Origin of the sequence: Paenibacillus polymyxa, from assembly GCF_015710975.1 — a bacterium.
Lineage (GTDB): Bacteria > Bacillota > Bacilli > Paenibacillales > Paenibacillaceae > Paenibacillus > Paenibacillus polymyxa.
The window spans coordinates 903,571-922,455 of sequence record NZ_CP049783.1; the positions used below are offsets into that span (position 1 = coordinate 903,571).

15 protein-coding genes are annotated in these 18,885 nt (G+C 39.9%); 2 read left to right on the forward strand and 13 right to left on the reverse strand.

Annotated features, from left to right (window positions below):
* Positions 1-70 precede the first annotated feature (70 nt).
* Positions 71-517: a VOC family protein gene (locus G7035_RS04105; protein WP_019686211.1), complete on the reverse strand. Its 447-nt coding sequence runs from the start codon at positions 515-517 to the stop codon at positions 71-73.
* 124 nt (positions 518-641) lie between these two features.
* On the opposite strand from G7035_RS04105, the gene G7035_RS04110 reads away from it, so the two are divergent.
* The gene (locus G7035_RS04110) at positions 642-1,580 is read left to right on the forward strand and encodes a helix-turn-helix transcriptional regulator (RefSeq protein ID WP_019686210.1); all 939 of its coding nucleotides are present in this window, start codon (positions 642-644) and stop codon (positions 1,578-1,580) included.
* A gap of 90 nt (positions 1,581-1,670) precedes the next feature.
* On the opposite strand, the gene G7035_RS04115 is transcribed toward G7035_RS04110, so the two are convergent.
* From G7035_RS04115 to G7035_RS04125, 3 genes are all read right to left on the reverse strand, one after another.
* Complete coding sequence (locus G7035_RS04115; RefSeq protein WP_230877449.1) at positions 1,671-2,042, reverse strand: hypothetical protein; 372 nt, start codon at positions 2,040-2,042, stop codon at positions 1,671-1,673.
* Positions 2,043-2,193: 151 nt separating this feature from the next.
* Complete coding sequence (gene gnpA, locus G7035_RS04120) at positions 2,194-4,368, reverse strand: 1,3-beta-galactosyl-N-acetylhexosamine phosphorylase (protein WP_019686208.1); 2,175 nt, start codon at positions 4,366-4,368, stop codon at positions 2,194-2,196.
* A 12-nt stretch (positions 4,369-4,380) separates the two neighbouring features.
* The gene (locus G7035_RS04125; RefSeq protein WP_019686207.1) at positions 4,381-5,400 is read right to left on the reverse strand and encodes a glycoside hydrolase family 88/105 protein; all 1,020 of its coding nucleotides are present in this window, start codon (positions 5,398-5,400) and stop codon (positions 4,381-4,383) included.
* 349 nt (positions 5,401-5,749) lie between these two features.
* Between G7035_RS04125 and G7035_RS04130 the strand changes: the two genes are divergently transcribed.
* On the forward strand, positions 5,750-6,757 hold the full coding sequence (locus G7035_RS04130) for a helix-turn-helix domain-containing protein (RefSeq protein ID WP_230877402.1): 1,008 nt from the start codon (positions 5,750-5,752) through the stop codon (positions 6,755-6,757).
* Here the strand turns inward: G7035_RS04130 and G7035_RS04135 are convergent.
* The 9 genes from G7035_RS04135 to G7035_RS04175 form a co-directional block, all read right to left on the reverse strand.
* Positions 6,687-8,015 (reverse strand): metal-dependent hydrolase family protein, encoded by a 1,329-nt coding sequence (locus G7035_RS04135; protein WP_019686205.1) that lies wholly within the window; start codon positions 8,013-8,015, stop codon positions 6,687-6,689. The genes G7035_RS04130 and G7035_RS04135 overlap by 71 nt on opposite strands.
* A 135-nt stretch (positions 8,016-8,150) precedes the next feature.
* Positions 8,151-8,774: a TetR/AcrR family transcriptional regulator gene (locus G7035_RS04140; RefSeq protein ID WP_080561128.1), complete on the reverse strand. Its 624-nt coding sequence runs from the start codon at positions 8,772-8,774 to the stop codon at positions 8,151-8,153.
* A gap of 321 nt (positions 8,775-9,095) precedes the next feature.
* The gene (locus G7035_RS04145; protein WP_019686203.1) at positions 9,096-9,665 is read right to left on the reverse strand and encodes an SF0329 family protein; all 570 of its coding nucleotides are present in this window, start codon (positions 9,663-9,665) and stop codon (positions 9,096-9,098) included.
* A gap of 53 nt (positions 9,666-9,718) precedes the next feature.
* On the reverse strand, positions 9,719-10,708 hold the full coding sequence (locus tag G7035_RS04150; protein ID WP_019686202.1) for a tRNA dihydrouridine synthase: 990 nt from the start codon (positions 10,706-10,708) through the stop codon (positions 9,719-9,721).
* A gap of 325 nt (positions 10,709-11,033) precedes the next feature.
* Positions 11,034-12,632 (reverse strand): type I restriction-modification system subunit M, encoded by a 1,599-nt coding sequence (locus G7035_RS04155; protein ID WP_019686201.1) that lies wholly within the window; start codon positions 12,630-12,632, stop codon positions 11,034-11,036.
* Between the two features lie 15 nt (positions 12,633-12,647).
* Positions 12,648-13,907, reverse strand: coding sequence for a restriction endonuclease subunit S (locus G7035_RS04160; protein ID WP_019686200.1), 1,260 nt, complete (start codon positions 13,905-13,907; stop codon positions 12,648-12,650).
* A 155-nt stretch (positions 13,908-14,062) separates the two neighbouring features.
* Positions 14,063-14,632, reverse strand: coding sequence for a RhuM family protein (rhuM, locus tag G7035_RS04165; RefSeq protein WP_019686199.1), 570 nt, complete (start codon positions 14,630-14,632; stop codon positions 14,063-14,065).
* A gap of 44 nt (positions 14,633-14,676) precedes the next feature.
* Entirely contained in the window at positions 14,677-17,886 is a 3,210-nt protein-coding gene (locus G7035_RS04170; RefSeq protein WP_019686198.1) for a type I restriction endonuclease subunit R, read from the reverse strand.
* Entirely contained in the window at positions 17,883-18,458 is a 576-nt protein-coding gene (locus G7035_RS04175; protein WP_019686197.1) for a restriction endonuclease subunit S domain-containing protein, read from the reverse strand. Before G7035_RS04175 ends, G7035_RS04170 begins: the two co-directional genes overlap by 4 nt.
* Positions 18,459-18,885: the final 427 nt, after the last annotated feature.

An 18,885-nucleotide genomic window follows, 5' to 3' on the forward strand; every position in this document is an offset into this window, starting at 1 on the left:
AGTTTTTACTTCTATCCATTTATTATCCACTTTTCACCATGCTGTTGTACCTTTCAGCCTGCTTTTTTTATTATAATCGATGATCATACATGAATTGTATTTGGATACCGAACGGGTCTTCTACAATACCGTAGGCTTGGCTAAACACATTACCAGATAAAGGTACAATGATTTTCACTCGCTCATCTGTTATTAGACTATGATAAAAATGTTCAATTTCTTCTCTGTCAGCACTTTGAATACATAATGAAATGTTATTCCCTACGGTATATTCCTCATTGGGATTCATTGGTTCTTCTGCTATCATAACCTTTGTTCTTCCGATCAATAAGACAGAATGAGAAATATAATCTTTATTTTCATCAGTAAGCTGTATTGAGCTGTCACGTTTGGCCATGTCCTGATAAGTAACAAGAAATCGTTCCTCTGCGTTAAAATGTTTTTTGTAAAAAGCTATGGCTTCCTTTGCTTTTCCGTTCATGGATAAGAAAATAGCTACTTCCAGTGTTGTACTCATGGGTTCAATCTCCTTTTTTATCATGCTCTTAGGTAGATATCTTATAGATTTGATATATTCCCTTGAACCTATTATCATTTGTAAAGGTATCAAAACATGACACCTTTTATAAGGAGATTTATGTATGAAGAAACCCGAAAGATTAAATGACATGATTAGATACTTAAACAGTCGTGAGTACTTTAATTTAAATGATCTCATGGATAAATACCACATTTCAAAAAGTACAGCCCTACGTGATATTAGTTCATTAGAACAATTAGGTATGCCTATTTATTCGGAACATGGCAGACATGGACGATATGGTATCTTAAAAAATAGACTGTTATCCCCTATTATTTTTACGATGGATGAAGTGTATGCTCTATACTTTGCCATGTTGACCTTAGAAGCTTATCAATCTACACCCTTTCATTTAAGTGTTAATAAACTCAATGAAAAGTTTGAACACTGTCTTTCTAAAATACAAATAAACCAGATTCATAAAATGAAAAAGGTTCTACAATTTGAAATATATCAGCATAATCATATTAGTCGTTATTTAGATAAAATTCTAACCAGCGTTCTTAATGAGACGTACTGTAAGATTCAATATTCAAAAAATAACCAGAACAAAAGTTACCATGTTCAATTTTTCAAGATTTCCGCTAAGTTTGGCCAATGGTACGCTACTGGAATAGAGTTAAATACGAACAAATATAGGGTTTTCAGATGTGATCGAATCACCTCAATAGAAGAAGAGGAAATCAATTCTCACTGTTCTATAGATGAACTCCTTATTCGTTCATTAGAAATGTATCAATCTGAGAAGAGCATTGATTTTGAAGTAGAAATTGTAGAACAAGCCAAGGATATCTTTTATAAAGAACATTATCCTTCTATGAAAATAGAACAGGGTCATAAAACAGTCATAAAAGGATTTTATAATCCTGGAGAAGAAGAGTTTATCGCTAATTTCTTTATGAGATATGGTCATTATGTACGATCCGTGAAGCCTGAATCTTTAAAACAGATTATTAAAGAAAGAGTTGAGCACCTCTTAAACCATTATCAAAAATTATAAGATCATCGAAGGTTTGTTCAAAATGCTCTCTACATTTAGCAGGGAAAAGAAGCCTCAAGCTCCTTTTCCCTGCTAACGATGACATTGGTATTATGGCTTCCGTTTGGCGATAACAGCATAAGATACCGTTCTTGTGGTTCCAGTTGGATTCCATGCAGTAAAGAACCATCTGTCTTCCGCCGCAGAATAGTTATCGAGCAGAAACCCTTGCTGATTTCCCGAGAAAATCCATGAACCGCTAATCAGATTGTAGTCGTTACCGTTAATCGTAGTGCTTCTAAAGCTATTAGGAGAAATAGTGACCGGAGCGAAAGTGAAGCGTGCAAACCCATCTCCAAGTTGAGTTACACGAATGGCTTTTTTAACATTCATAACCACATGGCTTGTTTTTTTCAGTTTTTTCCCCAATTTTGCTTCTGCTTTTCTAATTTTCACTAAAGTTGCCTTTCGCAAAGAAATCATCTCCTTCATTGTTATACTTATAGTTAATGAAGGACTAAATGCTTTTGAATGGACAAAATCCCCGGTAAATTGGCTGGATTTTCTGGAGGTGCTGAAACAAAAAGCCCTTCCTTAAAATAAAGGAGGGCTTGATACCGCTACTTCTTATGTCCTATACCGATTTTGTTAAGCCGATATGGGTGATCATGGTGTCATATGGTTCTAACTCCATGGTTTGTTTGCCATAGTCCGTTTCAATCGTTGTTTTTTGCAGTTGATCGCTATTGTTAATAACAACCAACATTTTACTTTCTGGATAATAAGCACACTCTGTATATAAGTTATCCGTAATATACTTCGTTTCATTGAGCTCATTGCCCGCAAAGCGGATTATATTCAGCAGCAATCTTGTATTTTCCCAGCTGAATTCGAAGGAAGGAAGGTAAATTCCCTTTCCTTTACCGAAGGCATGAGTGGATAGCGTTACCATTCCATTCATTTCACCCGCTATCGCAGCTGCCCCATCCGTAAGATAAATCCTATTCTTCGGCGTTATACTTGCCCCTTCAGGCACCAAACCATGCTCATCCCTAACCTCATATGTCCATCTTCCATGAGCTACTCTGGAGCCTGTATCCTCATCCAGACCGAGGACATGTGCCATTCTGAAAAAGCTGTCATGACCTTCAACCGCCGAAGGCTGATTGATGCCAATAAAGGTGCCGCCCTCATAAACCCATTGGGTCAGTAAGTCTACACATTTGTTGTCATCCCAGTACTTTCCGCCACTCCATGCTGTACCAGCAGAGCCCGCATTAATCACTACATCACAATCCTGTAGTATTCCCTGACGGATATCGTCAAAATCAATGAACTGAACTTCAACCGGCAATCCGGATAAAGCCTCATTGATATGAATCAAATCATGCATATATGTTTCGTGGAAATGACCAGACAAGGTCCACGATCTCAATTTTCCCCAGCTGTGCAGAATAGCTACCTTCGTCTTCATGTGATAGGGTTTGCCTTCATGATGCAGTTCTTTGATTTCTCTGAACTCGTTGGCAATCTTTTCGATGTAATCGCAAAAATCCGGGTAAGGCTCTACAAGATGCAAATATCCACCCAGTCCAATCCGGTCAATAGGCTCCCTCAACAGGGCGCGCCGGATATTAATCCAATACTTTTTGGCATCCAGCGTGGGGTCGCCCCCTTCCATAAAGGTAGGAAGCCCGCCTAAGCCAACCGGAAATAAGTAGGGATGCAGCCGAATCTCATGCGTATTCACTTTTACACCTGAACACAGCCTCGCCTCATAACCTGAGAACACACATTTGATCAATCCGTCAAATCCAAACTCTTGAAAACGTTCATTATAAGGCTCCATGCCAACCCAACTGTCATCATAAAACACATAGGCCAGCTTGCCGTGCTGATGCACGATATCAATTAATTTCTTGCCAAATTCGATTACAAAATCATTGATAAATGCCATCCAGTCCAGCTTGCGCTGCTCAGCCGGGATATGTGTGACGCGATACTTTCCACCATTCACAAAATCCTCGGCAGTCATCGAATACCCATATCTCTTGGCAAATAGATCCAGCGCTCTTGAGCTTACCGTAAAATCGTATGACCCCCAATCAGAGAACAGATGGCGATTGCGCTCATTGCTGCCCCAAATCCAGGCGAAGTTATAAAATAAGGAGGTAAACCGGACAACCGTGGTTTCCTTATGATGAAGACACCAATCTTCCATCCAATCCAGCAGATACTGTTGCGTTTCTGTATAGATAGGATCAATCTGCATCAAATGCTCTTTGTCCCAATGGTTCGTGGTGTGATTGTACATGGAAATCTCTTCCCAGATCCGGTAGACCATGAAGCTTACCGTGTATTTATGCCAAGGAGCAATTCCGGTAATGACCACATTTCCGGATTCCCTTTCATAATTCCATTGTTCTCTTGGAACTTCTTCCCCGGTCGTTCTGTCAAAAACCTGCCAGTAGTTAAGCGCCTCTTTGGAATCATTCACTTTGAATTGTTCTGCAAAAAAATCCTCCATCAGATAGATGGATACATAATCCTGTACAGCTACCTTCGGATTCGTAATTAAAAAACACTGCTGCAGCTTATCCAGATTGCGGGACGCCCACTCGTTATGATCTCTGATGATACAGATTGTAGAATAAATGCCGTATCCAGCGTTTATAATCTCATCGGACAATTGCGTGCCGTCACTGTCACGGATGACATCGGCGCCCCATCGTTCAGCTAATTTCAGGGTCAGCGCCTCGTAACCAGATTCCCCCGGTAGTGTAAAGGCCCCCGTTGTTTGTTTAGACAACTTCAATCCCTCCTAATTCAACATATCGGATAGAAAAGCCAACGCCAAGCCTTGTCCCCAGCCCTGAATCCAGTCTTTAGGAATATTGCGATACCCTTCCCGATCTTTCATAACCGCTGTGCCGCCCGATACACCCAGTACCCGTCCGTCTTCGCTAATATGGTTCAAGATGCCCTCCAATGCCTTTTGCACGTATTTGGTATGCAGCGGATTGCCGTTATTGATCATGGCCGCCGCAATACCGCAAGATGCAGATACTTCTTCATAGGACTCCTCGTCATCCAGTACCGTCCGCCATAAGCCGTTCTCTGTTTGGACACCTTTCAGTGCCGCCAGTTGATCCCGAAGGGAACATTCCACGTCCATACACGGCGGATACAAATACCAGTCTTTCAAATGAATTTTGACTTGCGACATGGTATATGCTCCCCAAGCATTCGCTCTTCCCCAGAAAAATCCGGACATATGATCCTGTTTGACATTGTTGTAGCCATGGTACCAGAGACCACTGCTAGGGTCTTGCAGGTATTTGATATGCCAGTAATATTGATTTAAGGCATCCTGGATCATTTTCTCGTCCTTTAATTTGGTTCCTACTCGAAGCAGAAAAAATGCCGCCATAAACAACGTATCTGCCCATGCCTGTTCTGGAAAGTCATTAGCAGTGGATACCGTATGCTGCAGAACACGATCTCCGAACCGGAGAGCATTATTTTGGATGTAATCCACCTTGCTCATCACAATATCCCAATATTTCTGGTCCCCTGTTTCTTCATACAATGTGATCAGCATATGACCCATGGCACATGTGTTTACCGTCCAGTGCGGCAGACCAAGCTCGATGTATTCATCTGCCCACTGGACAAGCATATTTAAATAATCTTTATTTCCTGTTTGGGTATAGGCTCTGGATACACCATAATAAGCCACACCGCAGGGCCAATCCCATGTTAAATCCATCGCCATCGTTTTTCTGACGACTTTATCAATAACTCTTAGTATCTCTTCCTTGTCATAAGTTAATTGAAGCATTGTTATTCCCCTCTCTTAGTGCACACGCCCCCAAAGGCGCTTGAGAGCGGTTCGTCACTGTTTTGGAAACGCTTTACTTATTCCATTGTACGCAGTAAAATAGTCTCAATCTAAGCACATTCGCAACAAAACTGCGCAATTTCAATCATTTATGTGAGAATTTTGCAAAAATCCAATAAGCGACTTCCAATAAACAATATATAGATCGACATGGTCTAGTTCGTCTATATATTGCACCTTGCAGCGATTGGAATCGAATTTTGCAAAATCCTGATGTATACCTGCTGGCTGAACCTGTTGTAAGGTTGATCTATAATCCACTCAAATCCAAGTTATGGGAGTATCGAATATGCCCAGAAAAAAGAAGCCCATTATAGAATACCGACATTACAGCTTGCCCATAAACTTCCCGATCTTGCTGTTAAGCGGTGAACGTTGGAAGATTTCAGATATTAAAAGCGAGCATCTCCATTTTCATAACCATTTGGAGATTGGTATTTGCTATTCGGATGGCGGTTTCATGGAGATCAAAGGAGAAACTGTCCCCTTCAAAGCCGGGGATGTAACTTTCATTCCCAGGTATCTTCCTCACACCACGTATAGTTCGCCAAATACAGCCAGCCTTTGGTCTTATATCTTTTTTTCGCCAGAGGACCTTTTCCAACATTCTTTTAAAAGCGCTTACAGAAACTTTGAGCCCAATTTGTGGGTGATGAAGGGAACGAACTGTATATTAAACAAGGAGCAGCATCCCAAGGTGTATACACTTGCGACTTCGGTCGTAGAGGAATTACAACAACAGAACCCTTACTACCAAGAAAGCGCCTACGGCTTATTGCTATCCCTTTATATAGAGCTCCTTAGAATTCATTCCAGGAATGAACCAATGGCTAATCAAGAAACAGAGCATAGCTTGAAAAGCGAATTTGTCATTTCTCCGGCTTTGGAGTACATCACTAAACATTACATGAAGCCCGTTACCATAGATTTTTTGGCTGATCTGTGCCATTTAAGCACAACCCATTTCCGCAGAAAATTTCATGAGATTATGGGAACGTCGCCTCTCGATTTCCTAAACAGCACCCGAATCGAAGAAGCCTGCAAGCAGTTAAAAAGCACAGAAGACTCCATTCTTTCGATCTCCGAGCAAGTCGGTTATCGCTCCATTTCCAGCTTCAACCGATGCTTCTCCAGGCTTATCGGAGAGCCCCCAAAGAATGGCGTAAAGGGGCGCAATCCGAAGCACAATCAGCGAAAGCGTCTATACTGGAGTTTACAGGATGGGTTTAATTTTGCCAAACTAAATCAAGCAGCTCGTCCACTTCCTGAATTCGGGTCACTGATGGTGTTGGTATAAGATTGCCCCTCACCATAACCATAGCTACATTTGACAAAGCTTTTATGTTGTCCAAAGGATTGTGCTCCAGCACGATTAAATCCGCCTGTTTTCCGATATCAATGCTCCCTGTAAGGTGATCAATGCCTAGGATTTCCGCATTAGACTTTGTTGCCCGTTCGATGACCTGACCCGCATTCAGTTTCGTTTGTCTCATATGGTGGTCTAGTTCCCGCCACATATCATAGTGAGTGACGTAAGACATTGCGGCATCCGTTCCAATCCCAATTTTGATCTCATGTTCTACAGCCTGACGCAGCCCCTTTAGCATGGAGTCGTACACAAGCCGCGAATTTCCCTTAACCGTTTCATTCACCTTCGTTAGGCTTGTGTCCAATTTTGCAATGGGATACCCAGCCTGCAAAGTAGGAATTAAGGCGGTATAGCCCTTTAATGCTCTAGGATTGTTTTGGTACAGTCTTATGATCTCCTCATCCATCTCCGCACCATGTTCAATGGTATCCACCCCGCCCTTTAGCGCGATTCTTACGCCTTCGGTACTTTCCACATGGGCTGCTACACGCATACCGTTTTTATGAGCTTCCTCGCAGACGGCGGCTACTTCTTCCTCCGTCATTTGCAAGCGGCCCGCTTCGCCGACCATGGTGGCATCGGTAATCCCGCCAGTCACGCATATTTTAATTAGGTCTACTCCGTTTTTCACATTAATTCTTACATTTCTTCTCGCTTCCCATGGCGAATCGCCAGTCAAAGCCAAATAAGGTGCCCCATGACCGCCCGTTACGCTCAGGAAATACCCGGACGCCAAGAGGTTGGGACCGACAAACTGGTTTGCATTAATTTCATTTCGGAGCTGTGCATCAGTGTAAAAAAATTCACCGACGCTGCGCATCGTGGTTACACCGGAATGTAGTGCCGTCAGAGCATTTTTCTTCACCCGTTTTTTTAACACACTTCGCCCTAGTCTCGTATCCAAAATATGATGGAATGCAAAATTCAACAGCCCTTCGCTTACAGACAGCGTAAACGGCTTTCCATCTGCGAATAGATGGACGTGCGCGTTGATGAGACCAGGCATCACATATTTCCCCGATAAATCAATCGTTTGATAATGGCTGGGAATAGCCAAATTGTTTGCCTTCCCGATCTCCTGAATCAGCCCGTCTTCATGAATTAAAATCGTCATCATTTTTTCAACGTCTTTTTTCGTATCTCCATAAATCACATTGCAGTTCTTAAGTGCATAACCTGTCCCCATTGTTTCTCCCTCCTGTTGCGCTCATGGTGTTTAATAATGAATTACCCATTCATTTTTGAAACAAAAAAAATAGGGACTATCTTGATGTCAAAAAAATGATAGACTGTCCCGAGAATATTTCCCTACGTGTAGACATTATTCATTCAAGCCTTCTAGTCCATGCAGTCTGTACAGGTTAAGCGCCTCAAAAATCCGTTTCCGGCGATCAGCGCTCATATCCCTCTTTAACAAATCCAAAATCATATTGATAACACTATTGGCAATGATACTGAGCAAAATCATATTTTCATCAGTTTCGATTTCATATCTTTTATACGTATTTTTCAAATAGGGCTTCTTGGTTTCGATCATCAGATCAATTAGTTCTTTTTTTGCATTGCTGTAGATTGTCCCTTTACTTTTTTCAAAAATAATGACAATCTGCATGCTGTATTGAGTTAATAGGTTGATTTGCTCCTGAACAATCGCCGATTTTTTTTCGTTATGGGTTTCTCCAAAAAAAGTCTGGTTATCGATATGAATGCTTTCCACTAACACATTCTTCAAATAATCCACTAAAGATGGCGGAACAACCGAATAAAATAACTCCTTTTTATTCTTAAAATAAGTATAAATATTCCCGACAGAAATTTGGATCTCATCCGCAATATCGCTCATTTTGGCATCTACAAAGCCTTTTCGAAAAAACACCTTTAAAGCGGCTGATTCAATTTCCTTTTTCACTTCATCTTTTTTGGCCTGTATGATGAGCACCCTCATTCAATAATGAATAATTCATTCATTTTTAGTGTAGTTCGGTGGTTTTGATTTGTCAAACCGGAGGAAGATAACAGAAACTTTGACATTTACGATAGGTAATAATTCCGTTGTATGGCCGCACCTGTATAGATAGACTTATGCTACCAAGCTGGGAATTCTAGAATATAGCCGAGACAAAAAAACAGGGAAAAGTCATGGTAGAAGCCGGTTTGCCCCGTTCTCCACTCAACCTTTCCCAAATTTCTTTCACATCCTATATTCATATCTTCAGTGAGAACAACCCTGACACGATGGGCCTCCATCAATAAAAGTTATTTATTTTCATAACGTACTATGCCGTAACTCATAAAAATACTGAACAATCGGATGCTTTAACTTCATCTTCTCGGTCATGTTTAAAATTCGCTTTTTTCCTACTCGTCTGTCCACTAAAGCTAGAATATTCAATAAGATATCATTACTCTCCAAGCTGTCTTCTATAGAAGTAGTTAAAAATTTATTAGCTACAACATTAAAATTAGACTTGCTTAATGAGGCCTGTACTGATAAAAGCTCCTTTGCATGTTCTGATATTTTTCTACCTCTTGCAATTACTTGTAGACGATCCTCCGGAACGTTCCCATTAGTGTCTTTTCTGACCGCTTCAATTTCTTCATTGCTGATAGGAACTTGGATATTGGGATCATTCTTGATTTCCTGCTCCGTCTGATACCATCTGATTGGGTTAGTTATATCACTCATATTGAGTATGTTCTTCTTATCTACAGTTATATAACAAATTCCAGATTTATCAGGTAAATAACGGTAACTGGTAGCTCGGTATTCGACCCTTCCGTCTAACGCAGGAGAGAGGAAGCTCTCCAGTTGTTGCTTCAATTTACTCCAGGACATATATCCTCCTTTGTTTTCAATGCCTACTAACAGCCCGTCCCCAACTTGGGAATTTAATTTCCACGTTCCTCTACCTCATCATGATCCTTGCTTCCAAACTCATCAAGCAATGTACGCACTTCACTTGTTGATTTGGCGTTCATTAAGCTGTTTCTGAGTTCACTTGCCCCCCGGAATCCACGGACATATATTTTGAAGAAGCGGGCGAGAGGGCTGAACGAACGTGGCTCCTGCGCTGAATATTGATCATGGAGATCTAAATGAAGCCGCAGCAGTTCAAGCAATTCTTCACTGCTATGTTCCTTCCGCTCCTTCTCAAACGCAAATGGATTCTGGAAAATACCACGCCCAATCATAATACCATCCACTCCATATTGCTCAGCGAGCTTCAAGCCGGTCTGACGGTCCGGAATATCTCCGTTAATGGTCAGCAGTGTATCTGGTGCCACCTCATCACGAAGTTTCTTAATCTCCGGAATCAGTTCCCAGTGGGCGTCTACTTTGCTCATTTCCTCTCTTGTCCGCAGATGAATGGACAAATTCACAATGTCTTGTTTCAAAATATGGGTCAACCAGTCGCGCCATTCGTCCACGGTAGTGAAACCGAGCCTTGTTTTTACACTCACGGGCAGTCCCCCGGCTTTGGTGGCCTGAATGATATCCGCTGCGATTTCGGGACGGCAGATCAGACCGCTTCCCTTCCCATTCTGGGCTACATTCGCTACGGGACAACCCATATTAATATCGATGCCTTTGAAGCCTTCTTTCGCCATACCGATGCTCATTTCACGGAAATATTCCGGCTTATCTCCCCAGATATGGGCCACCATGGGCTGTTCATCCTCTGTAAAAGTCAAACGCCCGCGTACACTTTTGTTCCCCTCCGGGTGACAATAACTCTCTGTATTCGCAAACTCCGTAAAAAACACATCCGGTCTGGCTGCTTCACTTACGACATGGCGAAACACAACATCCGTCACATCTTCCATCGGTGCCAGTATAAAAAAAGGTCGTGGCAAATCACGCCAAAAATTATTCGTCATATCAAAAACTCCTCTATAAATACCAGGACAAATCTTTGGTCCCAAAATGGTAAATCTAACCTGTTCATGTCCTTGCTTCTTCTTCACATATAACATATTTAAGCAACGTAGTTCAAACGGCAGTATATGTTAAGCATAGACATCTAAATGAGTATATCACACTCAATTGAGGAGCATACTCCCCAAAAAACTCGCAAAAAAAGGAAGAGCGCCGCAGTTCATAGAAATACTGCACGGTATAACTTCTCCCAGCTTACGCCGTTCCCAAGCGAATGGCTTAAAAAAAGAGCCGAGGAATAATATCCTTGACCCTTTTCGTCAATTTCTACACATGAATACCCAAAATTTTCAGCTGTTCATTGATTTTAGCTTCAAGTTCAGCGATTTCTTGTTTATCTTGCTCTAAAAGCTTACTCACTTCGGCAAGGTCAATGACTTGCTCTTCTTCAAACGTATCCACGTAGCGAGGAATATTTAAGTTAAACTCATTTTCTTTGATTTCTTCAAGTGATGCCACGTGAGCATATTTATCAACATCTACACGATTTCGGTACGTTTCGATAATCTTATTGATGTTTTTATCAGTAAGTTTGTTTTGATTTTTACCTTTTTCAAATTCATTGCTTGCATCGATAAACAAGATGTCTTTTGTTTTACGATTTTTCTTGAATACTAAAATCGTAGTTGGGATGGATACGCCGTAAAACAAGTTGGCAGGTAATCCTATAACTGTATCAAGATAGTTTTTCTCAATGATCGTTTGGCGAATCGCACCTTCTGCTGCACCACGGAACAAGACACCATGCGGTAATACAATCGCCATTGTTCCAGTATCATTCAGATGATACAAGCTGTGTAAAATGAATGCATAATCCGCCTTAGTTCTAGGAGCGAGTTTACCATATTCCCTAAAACGTGGATCTTTGAGTTTCGTTTCGCTATTGTCCCAATGAGCAGAATAAGGAGGGTTCGCAACCACGGCATCAAATGAGCGTGGATGGTCAGTTCCTTGGGCATCTGGTCCATCAGGCCAATCGCTTTCAAGTGTGTCAGCATTAGACAGAGTCATATTATTAAATGAAACACCATGCATCATCAGGTTCATACGAGCCAAGTTGTATGTTGTCGTATTCTTTTCTTGACCAAAAAATTTAATCGCCCCGGGTTTATTTCCACCAGGCAGCTCACCTTGAACCGTTAACAGCAATGACCCAGATCCACAAGTCGGGTCATACAGCGAGAAAGTATGTTCCGACTCTTCTACACCATCGGTTACGATTTTAGCCAAAACTTTAGAAACTTCGTGAGGAGTGTAGAATTCTCCACCTTTTTTACCTGCACTTGCTGCAAATTGACCGATGAGGTATTCATAGATTGCACCAAGAATATCCTTGTTATCTTCACCCTTGTATTCAATGCCATGAACAAGCTTTACAATTCGGTTAAGTGATTTCGCACGTTCATTTGTAGAAGAACCTAGACGTGAATCCCCAAGATTAATATCGTTAAATACGCCACGAAAATCTTTCGCAGCTTCTCTATTTAATTCAGCGTTTCGATTGAAGTTATCAAAAATAGTCTGATAATCACTTGGAATCACCATGCTATTATCAATCTTATGAACTAAAGATTCCCAAGTATCAAGCGGTGCAATGGCATAACCTAAACTTGAAGAAATATCTTCTAGGTAGTCATTCAAATCGTCACCAATTGCTTGTTCTAAATAAGCTTTATTAATTGATTCACCAACGGCAACATCAATAACATTATTTTTAACTAAATACTGTTCTTGATGTTCTGACAGATAACGGTAAAACATAAAGGCTAAAATGTAGTTCTTATATTCTGCAGCATCCATGCTTCCACGAAGCTCATTTGCCATCGCCCATAGTTTTGTTGTAATAGTTTGCAGATTATTGCTCATATTGTTATTTTCCTCCTAGATAAACATTTGTTGTAGTAGTGCTTTCTTCTGTTCTTGCAAGTGTTCCAACTTATGCTGATGAAGGGTGATGAGGTTGTCAAGTTGTTTGAAAAAATTAGAAATTCTTTTTTGTTCAATAATGTTTGGAAACATAATCATTGCCCCAAAAAAGCCCTCCGTTGTTATTCCCGTCAAAGCGGTTTGAGTTGATACATTCATGAGGTACTGGCGAACGGATTTGTTGTAGTTGAGCAGCAAAGTTATAAAGTGAGAATTCGCCACTTCGTTATCAATTTTGAATCTACGAGTATGCCACGCAAACGCAGTCCCAGAGCCATTTTCATCGACGCACATCACACGAGCAATCCCCTCTGGAACAAGAGAAGACTCTCCATAAATCAAGTCATTTTCATTAAGAATAAACTTGTCGTCCTTTACGGGAGCCAAACGATAAATTTTTCCGTCAATAATGTCGCTGTCGTACATATTACCGACACCAATTATGTTCGTTCCTTCGCCATAATTTTCTTTCTTGATATAGACTCCAGAGTTGTGGTGTATAGTGATTTCCGATACCTTACGCTGTTCCCAAGCGTCAGTGAATCCAGGGAAACGAATTTCGGGAAAATCTTCACCATTTTTCGGAAACATTTTTTGAAGCAACCCAGCCTTCAAATTTTTCACGTTATTTAATTTACGCTGATGAAGGGTGATGAGGTGGTCTAGGGTGTCAAAAAAGTCGGCAATTAGTTTTTGTTCACTTACAGAAGGTAAAATAATCGGAAGTTTTTTTATTAATTCAGCGTTGTAGCTTTGTTGCTTTGTTCCTTGTGTGTATTGTAATCCGTATTCTTCGCCTACTTTTCGATACCATTGAAACAAGAACGATGAATTAAGTAATTTTTCGTTAGGATACAGTGCCATACATGATTGGTTTAAAGTAGTGTCTATTCCTAATTTTGCACAGTTACCCCGAGTTCCAGCTGCTTCTAAACCGGTTATTGCCATCACAAATGTACCCTTTGGAACAATTTTTAGATTAGCATTTTTCCTTCCGTTCTCTGTAATTTTTTCGATTGTTTTAGAAACAACACCTCTGTTTAACTCACCACTAGAAAGCCAATTAATATCTCCATTCCAAAAACTAGAATTCGCTCTGGAAGGGGTTTGACCATTATACTGATTGTCTATAACCTCCCCCAACTCACGCTGTTCCCAAGCATCAGTGAATCCATGAAATCTTATTCTAGGTGTATTTTCTTTGTTTTCGTTCATTTCTGCTCTCCCTGTATGGTCTTAATGACTCTATCAAAACCAGAAACTATTTTTTGATGCTTGTTGAATTCTTTATACTCGTGAATAGCCTTTTCCTTAGCTGCACTTTGTGAAATGCGCCCATTTCCATCCAAGATTTCATAGCGATTTAAATGTTAAGAATTCATCAATGCTTTTCGTAGACCCTCGGGCGAATTCTTCCAAGAAGTAAGCCCCATATGATCTTTGCCTTTATCGGCACTGTCATAAGCAATTTCAGCAGCCGTTTTGCCTGTAATGGCATAATGAAACTTATTTTGAACTGTTGCATAAAACTTCTTGGTGATCTCTGCGTTCCTGTCATAGTCGTATGAAATTTCCGCAAATACATCTGATATTTGTTGCCATATCCGTCGTTCACTTGCTCGAATGGAACGAACGGTTTCAATCAGCTCACTGAAGTAATCCTTGCTAAAAACATGCTCACCTTGTTTCATACGTTCAACATCAATTTTAAAACCTTTTTGGATGTAATCTTTTAAGACATCCGTTGCCCATATATGGAACTTTGTTGCCTTTTGTGAATTTACACGATAGCCAACTGATATAATGGCATCCAGATTGTAATATTTAACAGCGTTTGTCTGTGCCTTTCCTTCTATTGCTCCATGTTGAGTGGTATGTGCAATTTCTGCACTAACCACTTTTTCATCGGCATCATACATTAAAAATTGTAATTGGTTCATCACAATCTCCCATCTGAACCCCTTATTGGACAATTTCAACTAGATTAACTTTCTGCCAATTCATCCGCTAGTTCGTAAATTGCGTCGCGCAAACCGTTGCGATATTTAATTTTAGATAATGACTGCACTTCTTCATCATGAGCAAGTGTCTTATAGTCAGAACTGGCTTGAGCGATTATATCACGGATTTGACCCGTATCATCCAAGTCTTGTAAGCCGTAGCGATGGCGACTAAACAACTCTCGCATTTGAGCACTTGTGATAATATCAGTAATTCCCCACTTCACTCGGAAATCAAGAAACCTTCGATCCAGGCTGACGTTGTTCGCTTGCTGGATAATATGTTCACTGTCACTCAGCTTCACGGGATACGTGAAGTTAGAGCCTGCAGGTGGGAAGTGACCTTTGATAATTGCAGTAGCTGCATTCATAATTTTAGTTGCATAGTTACGATCATCCAACCCATTGGCAAATTGATTAATTTTTTCTTGTGTCTCTTTGGCTTCTTCATCTTTGCCTTCGTGGACTTCGTTCAATAATCGTTCCACGAGTTCAGTAAGATAATCATAGTCAACTCTAATATCCTTCACATGTGTCATCCGCAGTTCGATTTGATAGATAGGGATTTTCTTCTCTTTAGCAATATGTGACTTTAGTTCATTCGTTAAAACGGTTGTTAACATTTTCTCTTGATCTGAAGTCATTCCCAGCTTCTCTATTAACTCATCTCGATCATCATAGTTAAATCCAACTTTTTCACCATCAACTTCATCGGAATCATATTGCTTTAATTTTGCCATCCCTCTGTTATATTCACGGAGCAGATCGAGCATCTCGTCCTTTTTCTTTTCAGATGGAGGCAACTGTTGAAATTCAGTCGTTAAGCTACCTAGCTTCCCCACCACTTCTTTCACTTCATTAAATACATCTTCAAATGGTTTGGCAATGATACCATCTTTCTGATTAGATTCACGTTGATCTTCTTCAGACAGAATGGCTGAGTCTTTATTCGCATAAACAGCAAGTGCTTTATTCATTAACTTCTCATTTTGAGCAGGCCAGCGGTAATTCACCACACGCCCCCATGGCTTCTCTTGCATATCTGCAATACGATTTGTTCTTGAATAAGCTTGAATTAACCCCGCGCCTTTTAAGGTTCGATCCACATAAAGCGTGTTAAGTTCAGGTGCATCAAAACCAGTCAATAATTGGTCAACCACAATAACCAAATCGAGGAAATTTTGATCAGTGACCGATTTATTTAAGCGTGAAGTCACGTCTTGGGTATAGCCAGAAACATCATCCATCCCAAAAGATGTGCCAAATTCAGTATTATAAGCTGTCATAGCATGGTGCAAACCTTGATTTGTGGCAAGCATACTATCATTGTTTGACGTGTTTTGACTAAATGTCACCGCAACTTTTAATGTTTGTCCGCCATTCTTCTTATTTTCTTCGTTGACACGTTGAAACTCCTTAAAATACATCATTGCCATTGGCGTACTTGCTTTACCACCACCCACATGAGTTGTGAACAAAGCATTATACTTGCCTTCATTAGAACGATTACGCCAATTTTTGAAAATGTCTTGCACTACTAATTTGATATGATCCGAATTTTCATCGTAGAAACTGGGTTCAACAGCATCATCCATATCTTCCTGGGAGAGATTGTTGATTTTCTCTTGAATTCGTTCTTCATTCCAGTTGGGATAGCGTTCACGGTAGAACGCAGGAAGATATTTTTCTTTCATTTGTTTTTCGTCAATTGTTGTCTCAAAATCCACCTTGAATCCTAACACATTACGGTCAGCAATCGCTTCACGAATGGTATATGCATGTAATAGTGGACCAAAAATATCTTCTGTTCGAAGACCAGTGGTCGTTTCATCAAACATCGGTGTTCCCGTATAGCCCACCCAAGCAGATTTCTTAAAAGCTTTTTGGATATTCTTGAATGAGTCACCGCCAGTTGAACGATGGGCTTCGTCCACGATAAATACGATATTCTTATCTGGAGCTTGAAAGGTTTTGCGTTTCACCAAGGTATCTAGTTTTTGAACCGAAGTAACAATAATGCTGTTGTCTTTACTTTTAAGCTTACGACTCAAATCAGTCGTATTGTCTGTGTTTTGAACGCTACCAAATGTGTCTTCTGTCGCATCAGGATCATAGGCATTGTAATTTTCATTGGTTTGCTTAGTTAAAGCAATTCTATCCACAACAAAGACAACCTTGTCCACTTTCGGCATACGACTTGCCAGCCATGCCGTTTTGAAGCTTGTGATCGTTTTACCAGATCCCGTTGTGTGCCAGATATAACCGATTTTATGGGTACCAAGTTCAAAATCTGAACGTTTCAAGCCCTCGATCACATTTTGTGTCGCATACACTTGATACGGACGCATCACTTTCAACGTTTGTTTGTTCTTTGTTCCGTCCAAAATCATGTAGTTAGTAGCCATTTGATGCGCCATTGGAATCGAAAGCATAGAATCAGCAAATTCTTTCCAGTTACGCACAATGGTATTGTCACTCTTGCGTTGCCAGTTAAAAGCAAAATCCTTATTAAATTTATCTGCCGTCGTATTCGCCATATACTTCACATTATTTGGTGTCATTGCCACCAAAATTTGCAAGGTTGAGAAAATATCACGATACTGATGATCTGCAGCATATTGCTGCATCTGATTGAGCGCTTCATCGACATTACGCGTATCACGCTTTTCTTCAATTTGAATTATTGGTAAACCATTAATCAAGAGAGTTGTGTCAAAACGACAGTCTCCTTTTCCTGTGATCACTGATGGTCGTTTGATTTGATTGACCACTTGATAAACGGTATCTCCAGCCCCTATTTGTTTTTGATCAAACACAGTAAGAAACACATGACGTCCATCATCTAAATCTATTTCGATTTGCGAAACCCCATTTAAACCATATAAGAACTGCCCTGCTTCATAGGGGGTCTGAATATCAGAGATAATTTTCTTAACTTGATTAAATTCCACAACACTTAAAGGATGGTCAAGCGTATTCTGATTGTGTTGTTCCAGGATCGCCTTGAAATTATTCCAGAGTTGTTCTGTAGATTTAATATGCGGTTCATATTTCCATAATTTTGTTTTCACTATGTAGCCAGCACTTGATTCTTTGATATCAAAGTTACCCGTTCCTTCAGGATGTTCTTGTTCTACAATTGTGCGACTCGTCAGGTATTGAATTAATTCTGTTTCAAATTGATTCTCGGTCATTTATTGATTGCCCCCCTAAGCTTTTCTAATACTATGATAGTTTCCAAATTTGCCGCTCTAATTTTCAATGCTTCTAGTCGCAATTGGTTGAAATAGAGTTCACCGATTATGCGCTGTTTTTCTATTATAGGCAGATCTGGTAGCTCAAGTTCTTTCACTTGTTTTAGTGTGTATTTTAGAACTTGAGACCCCTGTAGTCCCATTTGAAACTGTTTATTAATGAATTTATCTTCATTAAGTAAGTAAACAAGATATTTTGACTCAATTTTTTCATCAGTTACTAATTTAACGTAGTTTTGCGTGTATAGATATCCCTGATGCTTCACACCAACCATAGTAGATTTTCCCGATATCAAACTAAAAACAATATCCCCTTGACATAACGTACTGACCTTATCCAAGGTTCGTACTTGTTTGCTGTCACTACCATTAGAATCAATACCAACCAAATCATCTTCAATATCTTGTTGTCCATAATAGGTGTAAAGTGGTGCTTTATCATCAAACACTTCTATAATTCTAAATTGCGGTGAACCACTCACGAACTCTACTATACTATCTAATCTCTTCATATAAATTCGTGCCTTTCTTAAATTAACTTTTATTGTTGATACTTGTATCTTATAAGAATTTTTTCGAAAACGCAATCGATATTTTTTAATTTTAAAAAATTACGTTTTCTACATGTGTCGAGGCGATGGAAAGGATATATTTAACCTTATTGTATTTTTTATCTATTATAATAAATAGCCCTCTCAATATGTCTGCCTTCTGCATAATACATTCTTGCCAACTGTTTTCACCTCATTGAAATATCTCAACTAAATCAAAGGTCTATACACCTGAGGCAAAAAAATACTACAATTCATTTTTTATACCAAATATTCCATAATTGATCTTTACTTATTACGCAATATCATATTTATGTGTATATATGGAACCGAAAAAGCCCTTGAATAATACCAAGGACCTAATTTATTGTAAAGCTAATATTATTAC